General features: G+C 44.1%; 19 protein-coding genes. 12 read left to right on the top strand and 7 right to left on the bottom strand.

The annotated features are described in order from the left end of the window. Positions 1–247: 247 nt before the first annotated feature. The 5 genes from NIT04_RS14960 to NIT04_RS14940 form a co-directional block, all read right to left on the bottom strand. Complete coding sequence (locus NIT04_RS14960) at positions 248–1,795, bottom strand: cation acetate symporter (protein ID WP_252504333.1); 1,548 nt, start codon at positions 1,793–1,795, stop codon at positions 248–250. A gap of 14 nt (positions 1,796–1,809) precedes the next feature. Continuing rightward, positions 1,810–2,172 (bottom strand): DUF485 domain-containing protein, encoded by a 363-nt coding sequence (locus tag NIT04_RS14955; RefSeq protein ID WP_252504332.1) that lies wholly within the window; start codon positions 2,170–2,172, stop codon positions 1,810–1,812. 434 nt (positions 2,173–2,606) lie between these two features. Continuing rightward, positions 2,607–2,981: a DUF2500 domain-containing protein gene (locus NIT04_RS14950; protein WP_252504331.1), complete on the bottom strand. Its 375-nt coding sequence runs from the start codon at positions 2,979–2,981 to the stop codon at positions 2,607–2,609. 16 nt (positions 2,982–2,997) lie between these two features. Further along, on the bottom strand, positions 2,998–3,729 hold the full coding sequence (locus NIT04_RS14945; protein WP_252504330.1) for a Bax inhibitor-1/YccA family protein: 732 nt from the start codon (positions 3,727–3,729) through the stop codon (positions 2,998–3,000). A gap of 179 nt (positions 3,730–3,908) precedes the next feature. Beyond that, on the bottom strand, positions 3,909–4,289 hold the full coding sequence (locus tag NIT04_RS14940) for a VOC family protein (protein WP_252504329.1): 381 nt from the start codon (positions 4,287–4,289) through the stop codon (positions 3,909–3,911). 140 nt (positions 4,290–4,429) lie between these two features. Between NIT04_RS14940 and NIT04_RS14935 the strand changes: the two genes are divergently transcribed. From NIT04_RS14935 to NIT04_RS14900, 8 genes are all read left to right on the top strand, one after another. After that, positions 4,430–5,971, top strand: a complete 1,542-nt coding sequence (locus tag NIT04_RS14935) for a DEAD/DEAH box helicase (RefSeq protein WP_371922586.1) — start codon at positions 4,430–4,432, stop codon at positions 5,969–5,971. Positions 5,972–5,988: 17 nt separating this feature from the next. Further along, positions 5,989–6,783 carry a YqhG family protein gene (locus NIT04_RS14930; protein ID WP_252504328.1) on the top strand — a complete coding sequence of 265 codons (795 nt, stop codon included), beginning with the start codon at positions 5,989–5,991 and terminating at the stop codon, positions 6,781–6,783. Between the two features lie 252 nt (positions 6,784–7,035). Further along, positions 7,036–8,286, top strand: coding sequence for an amidohydrolase family protein (locus NIT04_RS14925; RefSeq protein WP_252504327.1), 1,251 nt, complete (start codon positions 7,036–7,038; stop codon positions 8,284–8,286). Between the two features lie 121 nt (positions 8,287–8,407). Then, positions 8,408–9,034 (top strand): hypothetical protein, encoded by a 627-nt coding sequence (locus NIT04_RS14920; protein WP_252504326.1) that lies wholly within the window; start codon positions 8,408–8,410, stop codon positions 9,032–9,034. Positions 9,035–9,066: 32 nt separating this feature from the next. Continuing rightward, positions 9,067–10,275 carry an RtcB family protein gene (locus tag NIT04_RS14915; protein WP_252504325.1) on the top strand — a complete coding sequence of 403 codons (1,209 nt, stop codon included), beginning with the start codon at positions 9,067–9,069 and terminating at the stop codon, positions 10,273–10,275. Between the two features lie 320 nt (positions 10,276–10,595). Beyond that, entirely contained in the window at positions 10,596–11,360 is a 765-nt protein-coding gene (locus NIT04_RS14910; protein WP_252504324.1) for a transporter substrate-binding domain-containing protein, read from the top strand. Positions 11,361–11,509: 149 nt separating this feature from the next. Next, entirely contained in the window at positions 11,510–12,154 is a 645-nt protein-coding gene (locus NIT04_RS14905; RefSeq protein ID WP_252504323.1) for an amino acid ABC transporter permease, read from the top strand. Continuing rightward, complete coding sequence (locus tag NIT04_RS14900; protein WP_305880111.1) at positions 12,151–12,879, top strand: amino acid ABC transporter ATP-binding protein; 729 nt, start codon at positions 12,151–12,153, stop codon at positions 12,877–12,879. The genes NIT04_RS14905 and NIT04_RS14900 overlap by 4 nt, the downstream gene beginning before the upstream one ends. Before the next feature lie 270 nt (positions 12,880–13,149). On the opposite strand, the gene NIT04_RS14895 is transcribed toward NIT04_RS14900, so the two are convergent. Together NIT04_RS14895 and NIT04_RS14890 are read right to left on the bottom strand one after the other, a co-directional pair. Then, the gene (locus NIT04_RS14895) at positions 13,150–14,802 is read right to left on the bottom strand and encodes an alkaline phosphatase (RefSeq protein WP_252504322.1); all 1,653 of its coding nucleotides are present in this window, start codon (positions 14,800–14,802) and stop codon (positions 13,150–13,152) included. A gap of 267 nt (positions 14,803–15,069) precedes the next feature. Continuing rightward, positions 15,070–15,411 carry an ATPase gene (locus NIT04_RS14890; protein ID WP_252504321.1) on the bottom strand — a complete coding sequence of 114 codons (342 nt, stop codon included), beginning with the start codon at positions 15,409–15,411 and terminating at the stop codon, positions 15,070–15,072. A gap of 180 nt (positions 15,412–15,591) precedes the next feature. On the opposite strand from NIT04_RS14890, the gene NIT04_RS14885 reads away from it, so the two are divergent. The 4 genes from NIT04_RS14885 to NIT04_RS14870 all read left to right on the top strand — a co-directional run bounded on the left by NIT04_RS14885 (position 15,592) and on the right by NIT04_RS14870 (position 19,733). After that, the gene (locus NIT04_RS14885) at positions 15,592–15,963 is read left to right on the top strand and encodes a nuclear transport factor 2 family protein (RefSeq protein ID WP_252504320.1); all 372 of its coding nucleotides are present in this window, start codon (positions 15,592–15,594) and stop codon (positions 15,961–15,963) included. 524 nt (positions 15,964–16,487) lie between these two features. Then, positions 16,488–17,906, top strand: a complete 1,419-nt coding sequence (nhaC, locus tag NIT04_RS14880) for a Na+/H+ antiporter NhaC (RefSeq protein WP_252504319.1) — start codon at positions 16,488–16,490, stop codon at positions 17,904–17,906. Next, positions 17,903–18,769 (top strand): MBL fold metallo-hydrolase, encoded by an 867-nt coding sequence (locus tag NIT04_RS14875; protein WP_252504318.1) that lies wholly within the window; start codon positions 17,903–17,905, stop codon positions 18,767–18,769. The genes nhaC and NIT04_RS14875 overlap by 4 nt, the downstream gene beginning before the upstream one ends. A gap of 64 nt (positions 18,770–18,833) precedes the next feature. Then, positions 18,834–19,733, top strand: a complete 900-nt coding sequence (locus NIT04_RS14870) for an acetamidase/formamidase family protein (protein ID WP_252504317.1) — start codon at positions 18,834–18,836, stop codon at positions 19,731–19,733. Positions 19,734–19,765 lie beyond the last annotated feature (32 nt).

Below are 19,765 nucleotides of genomic sequence, written 5' to 3'. Positions count from 1 at the left end.
TTCAGAATCTTTTCGGTGCCTGTGCAACGAACAATTCAGATTATACGTTGCAATTGTATAAAGTTGATTAGGAAATTTTGATTTGGCAACTTTCTTATCGTTTCAAAATGCATGAATATTAATTGGATTGAATTGTCATAAATGTGTCTTGCACAGGCACCGTCTGTGGATAAATAGAATGCCCTCGGAAACGGTAAACCGATTTCCGAGGGCATTTTCATTTTTATTCAAATGATCATTCTGATGCTTAGCCTTCCGCTCCGCGATAGCCTGTCTCCGCTTTGAAACGGACTTCCGCATAGGCGATTTCTGCGGCTTCCGCACGTTTTGCTCCTAAGTGAGTGCCGATGACGGCTGCAAGGAACCCGGCTGGAATGGAGATGATCGCCGGATTGACGAACGGGAAGAGCGGTTCACCGACGAAGAATGCAGCTCCTTCGACCGGGTTGATGACGTTCGGGCTGACCGCGACGAGAATGAGGGCGGTGATGAGCCCTGTCAGCATGGAGGCAACCGCGCCTGTCGTATTAAATTTGCGCCAGTAGATCGTGAACAGGATTGTCGGAACGTTCGCGGACGCGGCGATACAGAATGCGAGCGACACGAGGAACGCGACATTGAGTTTTTCCGATCCAAGTGCAAGCAAGATAGAAACGACGGATACCCCGATTGCAGCAAGACGCGCTGCTCTGACTTGCTGCTTTTCCGTCACTTTTCCTTTTTTGATGATTTCTGCGTAAATATCATGTGCGATTGCCGACGCGCCGGACAGCACGAGCCCTGCAACGACTGCGAGAATTGTGGCAAACGCAACGGCGGCGACGAATGATTCAAGCATATCCCCACCGAGCACCCCGGCAAGCATAGGAGCTGCCATATTGCCCGCCGCGTTTTCCGCGACGATAGCGTCCCTGCCGACGAATTTGGCGGCACCAAATCCGAGGAAAATCGTCATAACATAGAAAATCCCGATGATCCACACTGCGTACACGACGGAAGAACGCGCCGTTTTTGCGTCTTTTACCGTAAAGAAACGCATAAGGATGTGTGGCAGACCCGCGGTTCCAAGAACGAGTGCGAGAAGCACGGAAATAAGGCCGATCGGATCTTTATAGACAACACCGGAATGTAGGAATGACTCTCCGTGTGGCGTCGCATTCCGCATGAGATCGAACATGCCGACGAAATTAAAATTGAATTTCATAAGGACAAGGAAAGAAATAACGATTGTCCCAACCATGAGCAGTATCGCTTTGATGATCTGCACCCAGCTCGTAGCAGTCATTCCGCCGAATAAAACATAGATCATCATCATGACACCGACGATGAGGACGGAAATCCAGTACTCGATGCCGAATAGCAGTTTAATGAGCGCACCTGCGCCGACAAGTTGAGCGAGCATATAGAAAAGGACGATTGTAATCGTATTGAGTGCTGCAGCCCCACGGACTTTCTTTGCTCCGAACCGTGATCCGATCATATCGGCCATCGTGTACTTTCCAAGGTTCCGAAGCGGTTCCGCGATTAAAAAGAGAACAACAAGATAAGCAGTCAACCAGCCGACGCTGTAATAGAAACCATCAAAGCCATTCAGTGAAATGGCTCCAGCGATCCCTAGGAACGACGCGGCCGATAAATAGTCCCCTGCAATGGCCATTCCGTTCTGCCATCCCGTCAACGAACCGCCGGCCGTATAAAACTCACTAGCCGTGCGCGTTTGTTTAGCTGCCCAATAGGTGATGTAAAGCGTCAAAGCGATAACTGCAAAAAAGATTGAATAGGACCAAAAACTCATAATTCATTCCCCCCTTATTTCTGGACGTGTTTTCCGAGCAATTGCTCGACGTCTTTATCGAATTCTCTAGCCTTTTTTACATAAATCTGTGTAAGAACCCAAACCATGACGAACATGCCAAAAGCATAGACCCACGTCCACGTCATCCAGCCGATCGCCCGCGCTTCAAGGATTGACGTATATCCCGTCAATATTGGAAGCATCAAATAGATTGCAAAAAAAGCGATGACATAAGGTCGGAAAAAGTTTTTCTTCTTTTTGACCAATTGCTTGAACTCCGCTGTTTCGATGAGCCGTTCATAATCGAGCAGACCATCTGTCATTAGCCGCCTCTCCCGCTCAACAGTTGTCTCCGATTTCTTCATCTTCACTGTCATTCCATTCATCCCCTTTGCTACAAAATGTACGCCATCTCGCAGTTTACAAGAGTCGATCCCCACATCAACTCTGAGCATTTTAGAAGACTGCAAGGATGTCATATTGTACAACGTACCAAAATAACAGAAAATAATCAATATTATATTTATAAAACTTTCAGAAAAATATGGTGGTGAGTATAAGGTAGTAACCGAGACTGTTTTCAGAATCTTTTTGGTGCCTGTGCAACAAACAATTCAGATTATACACTACAATTGTATAATGTTATTTGCCGTGATTGATTCATAAAGTCGATCGTTGTTGAAATGTGCATGAATATAAATATTGGTGAATTGTCATAAATGTGTGTTGCACAGGCACCGCAAACCAGAAAAAGCACTTAAAATAGAAAAAATCCATCCTTGAGTGGGCGACTCAAAAGGATGGATCATTTTTACTCTGTTGTGCCGTTTCGGTCAAATCCTAGATAACGCGTGCCTTGAAAGGTGAGGAGGCCGAGGTCGTCTTCAGCTAACATGCCGTACTCACTTCCGGACATCTTCAACTCCATCCGGTCGCCGCTTTCCACTTGGAACGTGACGTAGTAAGACGTGTGGGCAGAAGAATTGCCGCTGCCGCCCGATGTGTTTGTCCGCTTCGTTTTCACTTGGGCAGGAACCGTCAGGCGCGGCGAGCTATTATTGGAGGACCATTGACCGGCACCTTTAACGAGCGTAAAAATTATTCCGCCGATCACAATAACAAAAATGACGAAAATAAAGATCGGCACAGCACTAAACATAAAATCGTCGAACGGGGAAAAGCCCATTTCGCCACCACCTATCTTATCGATTGCTTCTTATTTTAGATAGAAGCCTTAAAATTTCAAAATACAACCATATTAATGTGACCATTAAGCCGAATGCGCCGTACCATTCCATATACTTCGGCGCTCGTTGTTCCGCTCCTTTTTCAATGAAATCAAAATCAAGGACGAGGTTCAGCGCGGCGACGACGACAATGGCGACGGAAATGAGAATGCCGACAACTCCTGTCTCGTGGATGAAAGGGACTTCCATTCTGAAGAAACGAAGGATGAAATCCGCGATATAAACGAAAAATATTGCACCGGTCGCGGCTACGACGCCGAGCTTGAAGTTTTCGGTCACTTTGATCAAACCTGAACGATACGCAAACAGAAGTGAGAATAACGTTCCGAGTGTCAACAGGATTGCCTGTGTCGTAATCCCTTCAAATTGGGATTCGAACATAGCGGAAATCCCTCCGATAGCTAGACCTTCCAACAGTGCATATAGCGGAGCAGTGTAAGGAGCTGCCCTTTTCACAAAAATAGTAATGAGGGCTACGACGAAACCACCGAGGAGACCGATCCACAGCCACGCTTGAACGTCATTCCCTGAAAAATGCTGATGCCAAGTGAAGACTGCCGTTACACACAACAAGAGGAACAGGATGAACGTCTTGTTCACCGTTCCTTGAATGGTCATCGACATTCCATTTTCTGTCCGTAAACCTTTAAAGGTGTTTTCCCCTAAGCTTGGGTTGGCTGACCTCATGATCGAACACGTTCCTTTCTATTTGTAATTAAAAGAAAATCGTAACGCGCTAGTTTACTATACGGAAAAGGATGAGAATAGTTTCATGATTTTGAAGGTCTTCATGAGCGAACAATCATTAAAATACAAATTGAAAAAATCCCCCTTCTAGGCCGATTTGGCATTAGAAGGGGGATTTTTCATGGGCGATTTACATGTTGGTCTACAAGAATAAGATTCCCATCCGGATCTTCAAGAGTGAAATGCGCAACCCCGACACTATCTTCATCCGCCTCGGTCAGCAGTTGAACGCCTTTCTCTTTCAGTTCCTTTTGAAGATCTCTCACATCCGTAAATGAATCGAGATTTTCGGCATTTTGATTCCAGCCTGGATTAAATGTGAGAATGTTTTTCTCGAACATCCCTTGGAAGAGGCCGATAATGGTATCTTCATTTTTCATAATGAGCCAGTTTTGGTCAATGTCTCCTCCAAACGATTGAAATCCAAGGTTTTCGTAAAATGCTTTCGATTGATGAATGTCTTTGACATTGAGACTTACAGAGAATGCTCCTAGTTTCATTTTTTCCCCCTCTTTCTTGGTTTTTGAAAATTCGGTCGTTAGGATTAAGTATAAATGAAGGATTTGCAATGAACAACATCCGTCTTGCACATAGGAATTCCGTTTTTGGACAATCTAACAAGAAAATATCGGATGAGGGGATGTTTATGCAAATAGAATGGTCGTCCGATTGGAAAGAGGGCTTTGTCGAACGGTTGGAGAATCGCAAAGCTTGGGATAATTGGACGTTGTATAAAATGTGTTATGACGTGGAGAAGGCGAAATTGATTACCGACTTCCACGGCCTCCAATGCCCGAAATACTTACCCGAACTGAAGCCTTTTCCTCATCAATTGGAGGCGGCGGAAACGGTCATCGAGCGGATGAACGGGAAAGCGATTCTTGCGGACGAGGTCGGTCTCGGGAAAACGATTCAAGCCGGTTTGATCTTGAAAGAGTATTTAATTCGTGGCCTCGTGAAAAAAGCGCTCATCCTCGTTCCGGCTTCACTCATCAATCAATGGATCGAGGAGCTGAATTATAAATTCCACCTTCCAGTGATTCAATATAAAAAAGCGTATGATCTCGACTACTGCAATATCGTCATCGCAAGCATCGATATGGCGAAGAGGAGTCCGCATAAGGAAAACATTTATAACCAGGACTTTGATTTAATTATCATAGATGAGGCGCATAAATTAAAGAATCCGAAAACGAAAAACTATGAGTTCGTGCAAAATTTGAAGAAAAAGTTCTGTCTGCTGTTAACGGCGACGCCGATTCAAAATGACGTATTCGAGCTCTTCAATTTAATTTCTTTATTAAAACCAGGGCATCTCGGCAATTTCGAGACATTCCAATCCGTCTTTTCCGCGAGCAAACATAACGTGGAAGAGGATGAGTTTTTAAAGGAATTGATCAACCAAGTGATGGTGCGCAATTCAAGGCATGACACAGGAATCGAATGGACGACTCGGCGTGTCCAAATCATTCCGCTTGAGTTCAGTGAAGAGGAAAAAGAAGTGTACAACATGATTTCAGAGTTAAAAAATGTGTCTTCCGTCTTTTCGGGCGCCTTCTCGATGATCACGTTGCAAAAGGAAATTTGCAGCAGTAAAGATGCGGCTTTTCTGACGTTGCATGAAATGCATCAGAAACTGACGAATCCGCAGGAAATTGCTTACACCGAGGAACTGCTTCGGAAATTGGCTGCGCTACAGGTCAATACGAAAGCGGAGAAGGCGTACGAAATCATTAAGGAAGCGAATGGCGAGAAGGTCATCATTTTCACTGAATACCGGGCGAGCCAAGCCTTTTTAATGAACTATTTATATGAAAAGGGCATCGTCAGCGTCCCGTTTAATGGGAAGTTCAGCAAAAGTAAGCGTGAGTGGATGAAGCAATTATTTAAGGAGAAAGCGCAAGTGTTGATTGCCACGGAGTCCGGAAGTGAAGGAATCAACCTGCAATTTTGCCATCACGTCATCAATTATGATTTGCCGTGGAATCCGATGAAATTGGAACAGCGGATCGGCCGTGTCCACCGGTTAGGGCAGGAGCATGATGTTAATATATACAATTTGGCTATTAAACATACAATTGAGGACCATATATTGGAGTTGCTGAATGTGAAAATTGGTGTCTTTGAAAAAGTCGTCGGCGAGTTGGACGATATACTATCGGAGTTCAAATTGACGATCTAGAAGCAAGGAGGATGCATATGTACCCGCAGCAGATTCATCAATACGTACGGCAGTTCTTTGTTGAAAACAATTGTACGATTTTGCGTGAAAATGAGCACTTCATTACCGTTCAATTAACGATTGACATGGATAAAAAAATAATGAACCGCCCGTTTTATTGGAAGTACTTAGAGAGCACGGGAGATGAGCCGAATCCTGCACAACTGACGTTGATCACCGATAAAAACAGGCTCGCCGAAAGTATTGCCGGAGAAGTCGTGCACTACGGCTCACCCCGGCTCAATCAATTGTTCCGGGTGACGAAAGAGCTCGGCTCGTTCGCGCAAATGTACGAAAGGGCGGGGGATGAGTCAGGTGGACAGACGATTTTGACGCCGTGGGTAGGGGTGAATTATAAAATTACGTATTCCAGCGATCGAACGCAGGAAATCCTTTATTCATTAGGCATTAATTTGATGACAGGAATGATCATCAACGGCTTTCAGGAATCGATCAGCGGGCTGGACTTAGGGAGTACGATATCGCCGAACACGTTTCACTTGCCGTATATCATTACACCGCTGCGCGCCTTGGAACGGTTGGACTCGGTGATCGAGAACCTTATCCAGAAAGATGACCATACATGGGCGGAAGAAGCAAAGGAAAGACGCCGCAAAGACCTTCTCGTGCTCGAGTACTTCTACAGGGAAATCGAAGAAGCCGACCGTCCCGAATGCTACCGAATCGAGAAGAATGCAATCGAAGAACAATACGAAACAAAAATAAAAATCGACATCATCAACGGCGGGCTGTTCTACTTGAAAACTAAATGATTCTTGAAGCGGTGCCTGTGCAGCGCACAATTCAGATTATACACTACAATTGTATAATTGAAATGCATGAATGTTGTTCGTCCGCTGTTTTATCGATTTTTTATTGCATAAAGAAACATTGAAATGAATAGTCATAAATGTGTGCTGCACAGGCACCGACACAATTCTGACATGTCCCCAACTTTTGCTTTGTTTTAAAATAATAATATAATCTGATAAACTATATATAATAATGTAAAGGAGCGGTGATATATGAAAAAGTTTATTAACGCGACTATATATGGAGACCCAGAATCTCATGAGATATTAATAGAGAACAATCATTTTAAAGCGATCGGTAATGAGTTAGGTAACGCGGATGAAGTGATTGATTTGGAAGGCCGTTTAGTGTTGCCGCCTTATGTGGATCCACATTTGCACTTGGATTATATCTTTTCAGGACTCGGTGAAGGGAATGCCAATGTGTCAGGTACATTATTTGAAGGGATTCAGCGTTGGAGTGATAATAAAAAATCATTGACGGAAGAACTTGTTCGTGAACGTGCGATTAAAGGGATTCAAAAAGAAGTGAGCAAAGGGGTTCAATTTATTCGTACCCATGTCGATATTACGGACCCTAACTTGACAGGGATGAAAGCTTTATTGAAACTTCGTGAGGAACTAAAAGATATTGTGACATTACAACTTGTTGCATTTCCTCAGGAAGGATTCTTCCGTTATAAAGGCGCAGAAGAGCTAATGGAAAAGGCACTTCAAATGGGTGCTGACGTTGCAGGAGGCATCCCTCACTTTGAAATTTCGTATGAGCATGGTGTGGAGTCGTTAAAGCGGATTGTTGATATGGCAATCAAATATGACGTGATGATCGATATTCACTGTGATGAAAACGATGATCCGAATAGTCGTTTCTTAGAAGTGTTGAATGCGCTTGTCATGGAAAAAGACTATGGCGAATATACAACAGCGAGTCATACGACGAGCTTTGCTTCTGTTGAAAACAGCTATGCGAATAAAATGTTAGGGTTGTTCCGAGAATCTAAAATCAACTTCATCTCTTGCCCAACTGAAAACGCGCATTTACAAGGCCGAGGCGACAGTTATCCAAAACGTCGCGGATTAACGCGAGTGAAAGAGTTATTAGCGAATGGAAACAACGTAGCGTTTGCCCAAGACTCCATTGCGGATTACTGGTACCCGTTAGGGAATGGAAATATGATGAACATTTTGGACAACGGCATTCATTTAGCGCATTACACGCATATTGATGAAATTAATAAGGCGTTCGACTTAATCACCTATAACGGCGCAAACGTTATGAGAGTGAACGATGAGTATGGGATTGAAGCAGGGAAGCCGGCGAACTTTATCGTTTTGGATGCACATGATGCATATGAAGCGATCCGTGAACGCGCGGAAGTACTTGCATCCATTCGTAATGGAGAATACTTGTTTAAGCGTGAACCACGGAAAAATGAGATTGAAATTGATTTTCTGAAACAATGAAGCATTGACTCCCCTCAGCGCAGTAATGGCGAGGGGATTTTCCTTATTGAGGGCGCGTACAAAGGACTTTCCCGCGTTGTGTCGAAGTTATAGCTAGAATGAAAAATGGGAGGCATACATAATGGATAGAGAAGAATCTCGACGGCTGGCATTCAAGGTACCAGACCTTCGGAAAAAGGAATTGCGGTCAAAACTGACAGCGTCGGAACAGCAGGAGTTGGATAAAGGGAGAGCCATCATGGCTGAAACATACCCGAATCGCACGACCGAGCAATATGCGGATAAAGTCAGATTAATGGCCATCAGAAACTTTACAATTATAGACACTACACGCAAGGAATCACTCTTCCAAAAGCTATTCAAACAGGAAAATTCAAAAGAGTACAGACTTCGGTTCCCAAATGAGGAAGAGGACGTGGCGGAGTATACGTTTCCTTTCACATTCGGCCTTGAACTCCGTGACTTGATGGAGGATGTCGGACTCGGGCTTGATTGGCCGAAAATGTTGCCGGTCGATGACGGGATGTGCCATACGGATCCACTTGAAGAGGATGATAAGGAATGGTTTGAAGGTTTCCCGGATCCTTCATGGTGTGCAGGCAAACTGCAAGAGGCGAAAAATCTGGAGGAGAAAGCCGCTGCTCATAGTGAAGAGATGGTGCAGGCGATCCAGTGGATCCAGACACATTGGGAAAACGGGTTTAAAATCTACGCGGACATCGACCCTTGGGAAGAGGATGACCTATGAGATAAAAATAGTAGAAAGGGCGAGCGCTTTTCATGAAGAAGAAAATTTTCGGCGTACACGATGATAATACGTTGCGTCAATTTAAAAATTGTTTGCGGACGGGGCAGGTAGCGGGCGGCGTGTTATGTGCCGATGGACATTATGGATATAGCCAGCCGGTCGGGGGCGTCGTCGTGTATGATGGCCAAATTTCTCCGTCGGGTGTTGGATATGACATCGCTTGTGGAAATAAAGCGGTCCGGACTAATTTGAAGTGGACAGATATCCAAAAGGATCTGCCGCGTCTCATGGATGAAATTGCGTCATCCATTTCGTTCGGCGTCGGCCGGAAAAATAAGAAGCGGGTGGACCATGAATTATTCGATGATCCGGATTGGGCTGTATATGAGGAAATCGGCAAGCAGGAGCATGATCGCCTGAAGAAATTGGCGAAGGACCAATTGGGAACTGTTGGGGCTGGGAACCATTTCGTCGATTTGTTAGTTGAGAAAGAGACCGGTGCTGTATGGGTTGCCAACCACTTTGGCAGCAGAGGATTCGGCCATAAAACAGCGAGCGGATTTTTGAATTTGGCAAACGGGCGGGAGTTTTCTGATCGAGCGCCGGGAGAAAGCATGGAGCAGGCGCCGACGTTAATTGATTTGGATAGTGAATTGGGCAACCTTTATTACCGTGCGATGACGTTGAGCGGGAAATACGCATATGCTGGCAGAAATTACGTGATGGATGAAGTGCTTTCCATATTAGGTGCAACGTCTGAATTTGAAGTGCATAATCACCATAACTATGCTTGGAAAGAAACCCACTTCGGCAAGGAGTATATCGTCGTCAGAAAAGGAGCAACCCCTTCAGCTCCAGGGCAAATGGGCTTCATTGGCGGGAGCATGGGTGACATTTCCGTCATTGTCCAAGGTAAGGATAATGAAGAGAATGCCAATGCGTTTTATAGTACGGTCCATGGGGCAGGCAGGATCATGAGCCGAACCGAAGCGGCGGGTCGGATGAATTGGAAAACCCGTACGCGTAGGGGCGGGAAAATTACTCAAGAGCGGATGGATCAAGCCATCCAAAAATTCGGCGTCGAGCTGCGCGGCGGCGGACCGGATGAAAGTCCATTCGTCTACCGTAAATTGCGGGACGTTCTCGAAGCCCACAAGGACACGATCGACGTCCTCCATACATTGAAACCGGTAGGCGTCTGCATGGCAGGTGCGAACGAATTCGATCCGTATAAAGATTGAGGTGCCTGTGCATCATACTATTCAGTTTATTCACTACAATTGCATATAGAGATATTGGAAAGTGGAACACGTCAGTGTTTCACTTTTTTACATTTGAATATAAATTCAATTTGTTGAATTGTCATAAATGTGCCGTGCACAGGCACCGTTTGAAAAGTTCAATCAAAGGTGCCGAATTATGGACAATTCTATTTCGTTGGCAAAAATATCTTGTAAACTTTAGAACAGAAACAATTAGATAGAATTTTTGAAATACAGCTAACAATCTGATGGTCGTTATGATATATTTATTGTGAAATGAAAAAAGGGGGAAATGAACTATGAAGAAATTTGGTGCTTTCGTTTTATTGTTGTCCTTTATGCTTGTGGTTGCAGCATGTGGCTCCAATAAGAGTACTGGTTCAGAGGGAGGAACAAAATATAGAGTCGGAATCGACAATACGTATCCGCCTTTTGAATTTGAAGTGGATGGCAAACTTACGGGAATTGATATCGATATTATTTCAGCGATTGCAAAGAACCAAGGATTTGAAATAGAGTTTGACGCAATGGATTTTGGTGGAATTATCCCAGCGATGCAAGCAGACCAACTTGATATTGCAATCGCGGGTATGAGTATAACTGACAAGCGGAGAGAGGTTGTTGATTTTTCGGATCCGTACTTTGATGCAGGTTTGTCATTAGTCATTAATAGTAAAACGACAGATATTAATTCACTTGAGGATTTATCAGGCAAAGTGATTGCAGTTAAAAATGGTACAACTGGTGCAAGTTTTGCTCAAGAACATGAAAGTGAATATGGCTACCAAGTTGTTCAGTTTGATGACAGCCCGGCAATGTTCCAGGAAGTTCAAAATGGAAATGCTGATGCGCTTATTGAAGACTACCCTGTCATTGCATATGCAATCTCGCAAAACAGTCTCAATTTAAAAATTGTAGGGGAACGTTTAAACGGAGACCAATATGGAATTGCAGTTCTTAAAGGAAAGAACAGTGATGTTCTAAAGAAAATTAATGATGGATTACAAGAACTTCGTGATAGCGGGGAGTACGATGAGATTTTGGCTAAATACCTTGGTGAATAAATAGAAACGTAAAAATATAGCGTGTTTTCCGCGCTATATTTTTTTATAGACTCGGAAAGATAAAATTCACGATAGGTCCTTTACAATCACGCCTCTGCTGTCGCTAAAGCAGTAGGTGATTCGGAGTGTTCTCAAAAGGAGATGAGTAGATGGAAACAATAATTGCCGCATTTCCCTATCTAATACTAGGAATGAAAGTGACACTCTATATCTTTTTCTTTTCAATTATTTTTGGTTTTTTAATTGGATTAGTAACTGCACTCATGCGGTTAACAACTATAAAACCGCTTAATTGGATTGCAAAAGTATTTGTGGATATTATTCGAGGAACTCCATTTATTGTTCAACTATTCTTCATTTATTTTGGATTGAATGGACTGGAGTTCGTTTCATTAGACCGGACAGTTGCTGGGATCTTAACTGTTTCAATTAATGCAGGGGCCTATTTTTCTGAAATAATCCGTGCAGGAATTCTGTCGATTGACAAAGGGCAAACTGAAGCTGCGAGATCCCTCGGTCTTACTAAAGTGCAAACGATGCAAACCATTGTGTTGCCACAAGCGTTTAGAACGATGTTGCCGACTATCACTAATCAATCCATTATTAGTTTCAAGGATACCTCCCTCTTATCCATTATCGGGATTGCTGATATTGTTCAAAGAGGAAAGGTTCATGCGAGTACAACGTTCAAACCATTTGAAGTATGGTTGACAGTTGGCATCATTTATTTTGTAATCATCTACCTAATGTCGTTGCTTTCCAGCTTTATTGAAAGGAGGTACAAAATTAAATGACATTGATTCAAGTGCGAAATTTAAAGAAGTCTTTTGGGGAACTTGAAGTACTAAAAGATATAAATGTTGAAATTAAGGAACAGGAAGTTGTATGTGTAATCGGACCATCTGGTTCAGGTAAGAGTACGTTTCTTAGATGCTTAAACCGCTTGGAAGGAATTACGGGCGGTCATGTAATCATTGACGGAAAAGATATAACAGATCCGAAGCTTGATATTAATAAAGTAAGAGAGAATGTCGGGATGGTTTTTCAACAGTTCAATTTATTTCCACATATGACCGTTCTTCAAAATATTATGCACGCACCTTTAAAACTACGAAAAGGTGATAAGCAGTCTATTGAAAAGCAAGCCCTTGAGTTGCTGTCAAAAGTCGGATTGTCCGATAAAGCGCATGCGTCGCCAAGCGAACTTTCAGGCGGACAAAAGCAGCGCGTGGCAATTGCTCGGGCGTTAGCAATGAACCCTAAAATTATGCTTTTCGATGAACCTACTTCTGCACTCGATCCCGAAGTTGTAGGGGAAGTGCTATCTGTAATGAAACAACTTGCGTTGGAAGGAATGACAATGATCGTTGTGACGCACGAAATGGGTTTTGCGCGTGAAGTTGGGGACCGTGTTATTTTTATGGATGGGGGCTACATCGTAGAAGAGAATGTACCCGAAGAATTGTTTGGAAATCCACAAGAAAGCCGAACAAAGTCATTTTTAAGTAAAGTACTGTAACTCGCGATGGATGCCGACATAGACACAAGATTGAGGTGCCTGTGCACCGAACTATTCAGTCCATACACTACAATTGCATAGATTCAATGTGTGAATGTTATAGGCAAGCCTTTTGTTCAAACAATTAATGTATAAATAACCATCATCCTAAATAGTCATAAGTGTGTGGTGCACAGGCACCGGCACAATTCACTCATGCATATTCTAAAAAGTAAAAGTCAGCCAACATAAAATTTCGTTGGCTGACTACTGTTTATTTCTACATTTACGTTATTTCGACATGTTTAATGCGGCTTCCGATACATAGAAATCTTTGCCGTTATAAACGGTTACACCGTCAAGAGTCTTAGTGAATGACTTTTTGTTTTGCGTTACATGGGCGATGTTTTTATTCACAGGCAGTTCGATCCTGCTATTTTGCTTCTCTGCAATGAATACTGGGTTGTTCTCGTCTGTCACATCAATACGCGTCTGATAGCCCTTTTTCTCAAATGACTCGCGTGCGTTGACAAAGAGCTTGTCCGTTGTACCATTCAGATCGAATCCTAGGAAGGCCGCCATTGATTTTGCAATGTCTGTGTTATCAATCAATCCGTACGGTTTTGATGGACCGAAGGCGTATAGGAAGACATCTTCCCCGGTATGGCCACCTGTCGAGAACCCGATGTTAGCGCGTTCAGCAAGCATTTTCGTCATATCCGCCTGCAACGTTTTCGAAGCTTTCAACGCCTCGATTTCTGTTTCTGTCAGGTTGTCCAAGCCATATAATTCAGCGACTTCTTTCAGATTGGAACGATCGTCGTTTAATTGCTTCAAAGCACCTTCAGCCGTCATCGTCGCTTTCTTCAAAGGATCGATATACGCAGAAACTGGAATTTCAGGGTAGTTGCCATTCGTGTTGACATTCCCCATAGTAATCCCGCTGTTTCCGTGGTCGCTCACTGCGATGACCATCGTATTTCCGTCTTTTTTCGCAAATTCCAATGCTTCCTTTACCGCATCATCGAATGCCAATACATCACTGATGATGCCGATCGGGTCGTTTGCATGCGCCGCCCAATCGACTTTACTTCCTTCGACGAATAGGAAGAAGCCATCTTCATCTTGGGAGAGGGTATCGATCGCTTTCTTCGTCATTTCGGCAAGCGTTGGTTCTTGATTGCTCGTCGCTTGTCGGTCAAAGTCGTAGGCGAGAGCCGAAGGAGCAAAGGAGCCCCAAATTTTATCTGAATTCGATTGCAACAGCTCATCACGTGTTTCGACAAAGTCATATCCCTTCTCATCGAGTACTTTAGTTAAATCTTCACCGTCGACGCGGGAATTTCTTCCTTCACCAGGTAATAGGGATTCTTTTCCTCCCCCAAGAACAACATCAATTTCCTGGTACACTTGTTGCTCAGCGATATCCTGGTAGTTGCTGCGGTGTGTTACGTGGGAAGAGAAGCCTGCAGGTGTCGCATGTTGAATTTCAGATGTAGAGATAATTCCTGTCGACTTACCTAACAGCTTTGCACCTTCCAATACGTTCGCAACTGGCTTGTAGGCATCCTCGGGATCAACCGATTCAACTCCTGGTGAATTGACGAGCGCCGGAAGAAGTCCAACAACCTTATCATTGCTCTTATATCCCGTCGCCAAAGCCGTTGCAGCGGGCGCAGAATCGGTGATCGCTGATTCAGCTGAATGCGTCCGCACACCTCCGACTACGATTTCATCCATTGCCAGGTCCTCGCCTTTGTACCATCTGGCGAGAGAGGTAGCACCTGCACTCGTTCCATCCATCACCATCATAATGACGTTGGTAGGTTCATTCTTCTTGTTCTTTGCCTCCGTGATGCTATTGTAGCCAAAACCTAATACGGAAAATGCTACAACAGCAGCGATTGAGATGCCTGCTGCTTTCTTTCTGAAACGATTCTTCATGTTGAATCCCCCTCAATGAAAGTAGTAAACTCATTAGTAATGATAGAGTTGGATTATTAATCTGGTATGAATTTAAGGTTAAAGATTTGTTAAAAATATAAAAAATATAATTTTTCACCCATTTACTTTATTTCTTCTGAGAGAGAGGACTTATCGATTGTATGGAGAATATTACTAATCGTCTAGATAAAAAGAGAGGGCTTATCCCAAAATCAGGGGAATGGCCCTCTCCCTAGCGGTCCAATTCATGAATGGATCTTCTATCGATTATTGAATTGGTGTCAATTCCGAGTTTAGAACACGTTGTGCAGCGATGATTACACCTGCTGCTGTTCTTCCGTAAACTGAGTACAAGCCTCCGCTTTGATTCGGAACAATTTCCACTTCGTACTCTGGGGATCCACCTAAATTCCGAGTTATTAAAGTCGACGCATTTGTATTTACACTAAAGTTAGTGGATGAAATTAGTTGTCTTGTCCCATTAAGTCTGAAGACGCGGACAACTCCAGTGAGTGTTCCACCCGTAAGATTGAGGATTTTGATTCGGACGTTGGTTGCATTTGCCGGCAGATTCCCGGTATTTTCAATCGGACCAGTAGTGAAAGGCAATCACAGCACCTCCCTCCATTAAAGAATGATATAATCTGCAGATTATAGAGTCATTGTATTCGGAGGGCGGACAAGTGAATAAACGCATGTAACGCAATAGTTAAAAATACTAAAGGAGCTGCCGAAAATGATTGGGCAGTTGTACCAAAAAAATGACGAGTTAGAAAGGATTGTAAATACATGGGCTTATTTAAAGAGCAAGCAGTGGACTTTCTTCAACTGATCGTAGCGGGGGACATTGACGCAGCGTATGAAAAGTACGTGAGCTCTGACCTTCGCCACCATAATCCATATTTCCCCGGGGATGCAGAATCGCTGAAAAATGCGATGAAAGAGAATGACGGCATGAGTCCGAACAAGACGCTTGAAGTGAAACAGACGATTGAAGAGGGGGAAATGGTGATGGTTTATTCCCACATCAAACAGAACCCGGTTGATCTCGGAGGCGCAGCCATCCATATTTTCCGCTTTTCTGAAGGCAAAATTATTGAAATGTGGGATGTCGGCCAACCAGTACCAGAAGAATCCCCAAATGAGAACGGGATGTTTTAAATCGGTGCCTGTGCACCAAACAATTCAGATTATGCACTACAATTGCATGTGAAAAAAGAGGAAGCCATTCAAATTAACGTTTGATTGGCTTCTTTTTGTATTTATATACCCTGAATTGAATTGTCATAAATGTGTGGTGCACAGGCACCGAAACAGGCACCGAAACAATTCTGACTAAAAAAAGACTTGACTTCTCAGATGAGCATGATAAGATTCATAGCAATAACTTTTATGTAGAAGTATTTCAATTACATAGATATTGAGAGGTGGTGCAGTAATTCGATTGTGTGCAGCGGCAAGAGACTGAATGGGTGGTGAGAATTCAGGCAGCAATCAGGGTGAAGTACGCCATCGATTTTTCTCAATTTGACATGAAGTGGATGGCCGATTTCGTATCGGCTCATCAAGTAGGGTGGTAACGCGGAGAACTCCTTCGTCCCTTTCCAAGGGATGGATGGGGTTTTTTTGTTTTTATTTTCAAACGTTCAAAAATTGTATCGCCAATGAAGAAGGAGATGTCATCAATGAAAAAGGAACTAACTTTCGTAGCCTCAATTATCCCGATATTGGCATTATTAATTGCGGCAGCTTCATCGATTTTCATTTGGAAGGCTGGGATGCATGTCCCATTACTTATCGGGGTTTTTGTTGCTGCGGTCATTGCGAAAATTTTTGGTTGGAGTTGGCATGAGATCGAAAAAATGATGGTCAATGGGGTATCCCGAGCATTGCCCGCAGTTTTTATCTTACTGATCATCGGGATCATTGTTGGAACTTGGATTGCCAGTGGTGTGATCCCAACGATGATTTACTATGGCTTATCGATCATTGAACCTTCCTTGTTCATTCCGTTGGTGGCACTCATTACGGGAATTGTTTCGATCACATTAGGAAGTTCATTTACCTCCATCGCGACGATCGGGATTGCTTTCATGGCGATTGGAGAGGGATTGGGATTTCCTCCGGGGCTAGTCGCGGGCGCAGTCATTTCGGGAGCCTACTTTGGTGATAAACTCTCGCCGTTGTCCGATACGACAAACATCGCTCCAGCGATGGCTGAAACGGATTTATTCAGCCATATCAAGCACATGCTTTGGGACACGATTCCCGCATTTGCCATTGCACTTATTTTATATTGGTTTGTCGGTCTTTCAGGTGCAGCAACGCATGCCGTTAATGCGAATGGCATCGATCTAATCAAAACAGGATTGGGAGATGTATTCACCATTCATCCACTACTGTTGCTGATGCCCGTATTTACAATCGTTTTGATGATGATGCGTGTACCGGCCATTCCGGCGTTGACCATTGTAGGACTATTAGGTGCCGTATTAGCAGTAATCGTTCAGGGCTCTTCCATTTCCTTAATCGCACAAGTCATGACGAGTGGATTTTCAGTGGATTCGGGGATAGCTACTGTAGACTCCTTGTTGAATAAAGGCGGTCTGTTATCGATGTTGGGGACAATCGGGTTGTTAGTCATCGCCACTGCTTTAGGCGGGATTTTAGAAGAAACAGGGGCGTTTGAAGTGGTCACAAGAAAAATGATAGCGGGTGTCCGTTCAACGGGAACGTTAATCAGCACGACCATTCTATCGACTTTTGTCGTGGCATTCGCAAGTGGAGCACAATTTTTAGCGATTATTTTACCGGCAAGAACATTTGTCCATACGTATAAAGAGATGGGAATCGATACGAAAAACCTTTCCAGATGTGTTGAAGCGGCGGGTACGGTAGGCATTAACCTCGTACCATGGGGTGTTCCGGCGATTTTTGCAGCAAGTACTCTAGGGGTCAGTCCAGGACAATTTATCCCATATGCATTCTTTGCGTTTTTAGTCCCGCTAATTAATATCGTTTTCGGTTTCACCGGCTGGACCATTACAAAGAAGAGCTATCAGAAGGTAAATGAAATAAAACCGAAAGGAGCAATTTCGCTATGAGCAAAGTCATTTTACACGTGTTAGGAACGGCTCAAGATGCCGGTCTTCCACATCCAAATTGTTTCTGTAAAAACTGTACGGAAGCCATAGAAAATCCTTCATTTAGGCGCACTGCAGCGTCGTTAGCCATTGTGCTGCCTGAAGAGAAGGCTTGGCATTTGATCGATGCAACGCCAGATATGAAAGAGCAGATGGCAAGAGTGCAGATGAAGCATAATCTGCAAGGGCAGCTCATGTCGAGCATCTTTTTAACGCATGCTCATCTAGGCCATTATCCCGGATTATTATTTTTAGGGAGAGAAGCGATCGGTGCAAAAAAGATCCCGGTACTGGCAGGAGTGAAAATGAAGAATCTGTTGGAAGAACAAGCACCTTGGAGCCAATTAACAAAGCTTCACAATATTGACCTACAAGAAATGCATGATGGGCAAGCGATTGAGGTTTCACCGGATGTAACCGTTACACCTGTTGACGTCCCTCATAGAAATGAATTCTCTGAGACATTTGCGTTTTGGATTACAGGGACGAAGAAGAAAGTGTTGTACATTCCGGACATCGATCGATGGGAACAATGGGACAAGGACATTTATGAAGCGTGCAAGGAAGCGGACATCTGCTTACTTGACGGCACATTTCATTCCCCTGAAGATCTTGCAAAGATCGGACGGGACTATCGGGAAATTCCTCATCCGCTCATGACCGAAACAATGGAGCGATTACAAGATCTAGTGGACCAGACAGAGATTTATTTCATTCATCTCAATCACTCGAATCCCGCGCTTGACAGGGACCGAACAGTTCGGAAGGAGCTTGAAATGAAAGGATTCCATATTGCAGAGGAAGGTATGGAGTTTGTTCTATGACATTGGTACAAACCTATAAAGTTTAGTATACTCATGGAAACTATTTGCGAGAGGGGATAGTGGAATGAAGATTGGATACGAGGAAGGCATCATTTATGATTTCAATAAGGTGCATAAGCCGATCCGGACGATTGCGGCTGGTTCGACGGTGACGATTCAGACGTACGATTGTTTTCAAAATCAAATTCAATCCGCGGATACGAAAGTGACAGCGATCGATTGGAATAAAATCAATCCGGCGACGGGGCCGCTCTACGTTGAAGGCGCAATGCCGGGCGATGTGCTGAAAGTGAAGATCGAGCGAATCGATATCGGGGACCAAGGCGTCATGGTCGTCGGCCCGGATCTAGGTGTGATGGGACATGCTCTATCGAAAATGGAATCAAAAATATTGCCAATCCAAGATGGCCAAGTCTTGTTCAATAATCTACAAATCCCTGTGAATAAAATGATCGGCGTCATCGGCGTTGCGCCAGAAGGAGAAGGCGTAAATTGCGGAACACCTGGCGCGCATGGCGGAAATATGGATAATAAAATGGTGACAGAAGGAGCTACGTTGTACTTTCCGGTGTTCGCGGAAGGGGCATTGTTCGCGCTCGGCGATCTGCATGCCGCGATGGGCGATGGCGAAGTAAGTGTGTCAGGCGTTGAAGTTGCTGGGGAAGTGACCGTAACCCTCGAAGTCATTAAAGGCGTGTCCTTGCATCATCCGATGTTGGAAAATGAAGAGGTGTTCACGCAAATCGTGTCCGCTCTGACTCTCGACGAAGCGGCAAAAACGGCCGCGGTGGAAATGATTGAGCGCATCGCAGACAAGTCGTCTCTTCCTGTAAGTGAAGTGACGATGTTAATGAGTGCAGTCGGACAATCGGAAATTTGCCAAATCGTCGACCCGCTCATGACGGCGAGATTCGTCGTGCCGAAATGGGTGCTTGACCAGTTGGGCGTCACTTTTTTTGAATAAAAACAAGCAAGAGCGCTCCGCGACAAAAGCGG

This window comes from Sporosarcina sp. Marseille-Q4943, from assembly GCF_943736995.1.
Classification (GTDB): domain Bacteria; phylum Bacillota; class Bacilli; order Bacillales_A; family Planococcaceae; genus Sporosarcina.
The sequence above is the reverse complement of the archived record's forward strand: the minus strand, read 5'-3'. Positions and strand labels throughout refer to the sequence as shown.

What these genes read in the sequence shown, in the direction of transcription:
- NIT04_RS14930 (WP_252504328.1), top strand. Translation starts at nt 5,989, where the DNA reads ATGTACCCGCAGCAGATTCATCAATACGTACGGCAGTTCTTTGTTGAA.
- NIT04_RS14920 (WP_252504326.1), top strand. Translation starts at nt 8,408, where the DNA reads ATGGATAGAGAAGAATCTCGACGGCTGGCATTCAAGGTACCAGACCTT.
- NIT04_RS14960 (WP_252504333.1), bottom strand. Translation starts at nt 1,795, where the DNA reads ATGAGTTTTTGGTCCTATTCAATCTTTTTTGCAGTTATCGCTTTGACG.
- NIT04_RS14955 (WP_252504332.1), bottom strand. Translation starts at nt 2,172, where the DNA reads ATGACAGTGAAGATGAAGAAATCGGAGACAACTGTTGAGCGGGAGAGG.
- NIT04_RS14915 (WP_252504325.1), top strand. Translation starts at nt 9,067, where the DNA reads ATGAAGAAGAAAATTTTCGGCGTACACGATGATAATACGTTGCGTCAA.
- NIT04_RS14875 (WP_252504318.1), top strand. Translation starts at nt 17,903, where the DNA reads ATGAGCAAAGTCATTTTACACGTGTTAGGAACGGCTCAAGATGCCGGT.
- NIT04_RS14905 (WP_252504323.1), top strand. Translation starts at nt 11,510, where the DNA reads ATGGAAACAATAATTGCCGCATTTCCCTATCTAATACTAGGAATGAAA.
- NIT04_RS14935 (WP_371922586.1), top strand. Translation starts at nt 4,430, where the DNA reads ATGTTTATGCAAATAGAATGGTCGTCCGATTGGAAAGAGGGCTTTGTC.
- NIT04_RS14925 (WP_252504327.1), top strand. Translation starts at nt 7,036, where the DNA reads ATGAAAAAGTTTATTAACGCGACTATATATGGAGACCCAGAATCTCAT.
- NIT04_RS14910 (WP_252504324.1), top strand. Translation starts at nt 10,596, where the DNA reads ATGAAGAAATTTGGTGCTTTCGTTTTATTGTTGTCCTTTATGCTTGTG.
- NIT04_RS14950 (WP_252504331.1), bottom strand. Translation starts at nt 2,981, where the DNA reads ATGGGCTTTTCCCCGTTCGACGATTTTATGTTTAGTGCTGTGCCGATC.
- nhaC (WP_252504319.1), top strand. Translation starts at nt 16,488, where the DNA reads ATGAAAAAGGAACTAACTTTCGTAGCCTCAATTATCCCGATATTGGCA.
- NIT04_RS14945 (WP_252504330.1), bottom strand. Translation starts at nt 3,729, where the DNA reads ATGAGGTCAGCCAACCCAAGCTTAGGGGAAAACACCTTTAAAGGTTTA.
- NIT04_RS14900 (WP_305880111.1), top strand. Translation starts at nt 12,151, where the DNA reads ATGACATTGATTCAAGTGCGAAATTTAAAGAAGTCTTTTGGGGAACTT.
- NIT04_RS14895 (WP_252504322.1), bottom strand. Translation starts at nt 14,802, where the DNA reads ATGAAGAATCGTTTCAGAAAGAAAGCAGCAGGCATCTCAATCGCTGCT.
- NIT04_RS14870 (WP_252504317.1), top strand. Translation starts at nt 18,834, where the DNA reads ATGAAGATTGGATACGAGGAAGGCATCATTTATGATTTCAATAAGGTG.
- NIT04_RS14940 (WP_252504329.1), bottom strand. Translation starts at nt 4,289, where the DNA reads ATGAAACTAGGAGCATTCTCTGTAAGTCTCAATGTCAAAGACATTCAT.
- NIT04_RS14885 (WP_252504320.1), top strand. Translation starts at nt 15,592, where the DNA reads ATGGGCTTATTTAAAGAGCAAGCAGTGGACTTTCTTCAACTGATCGTA.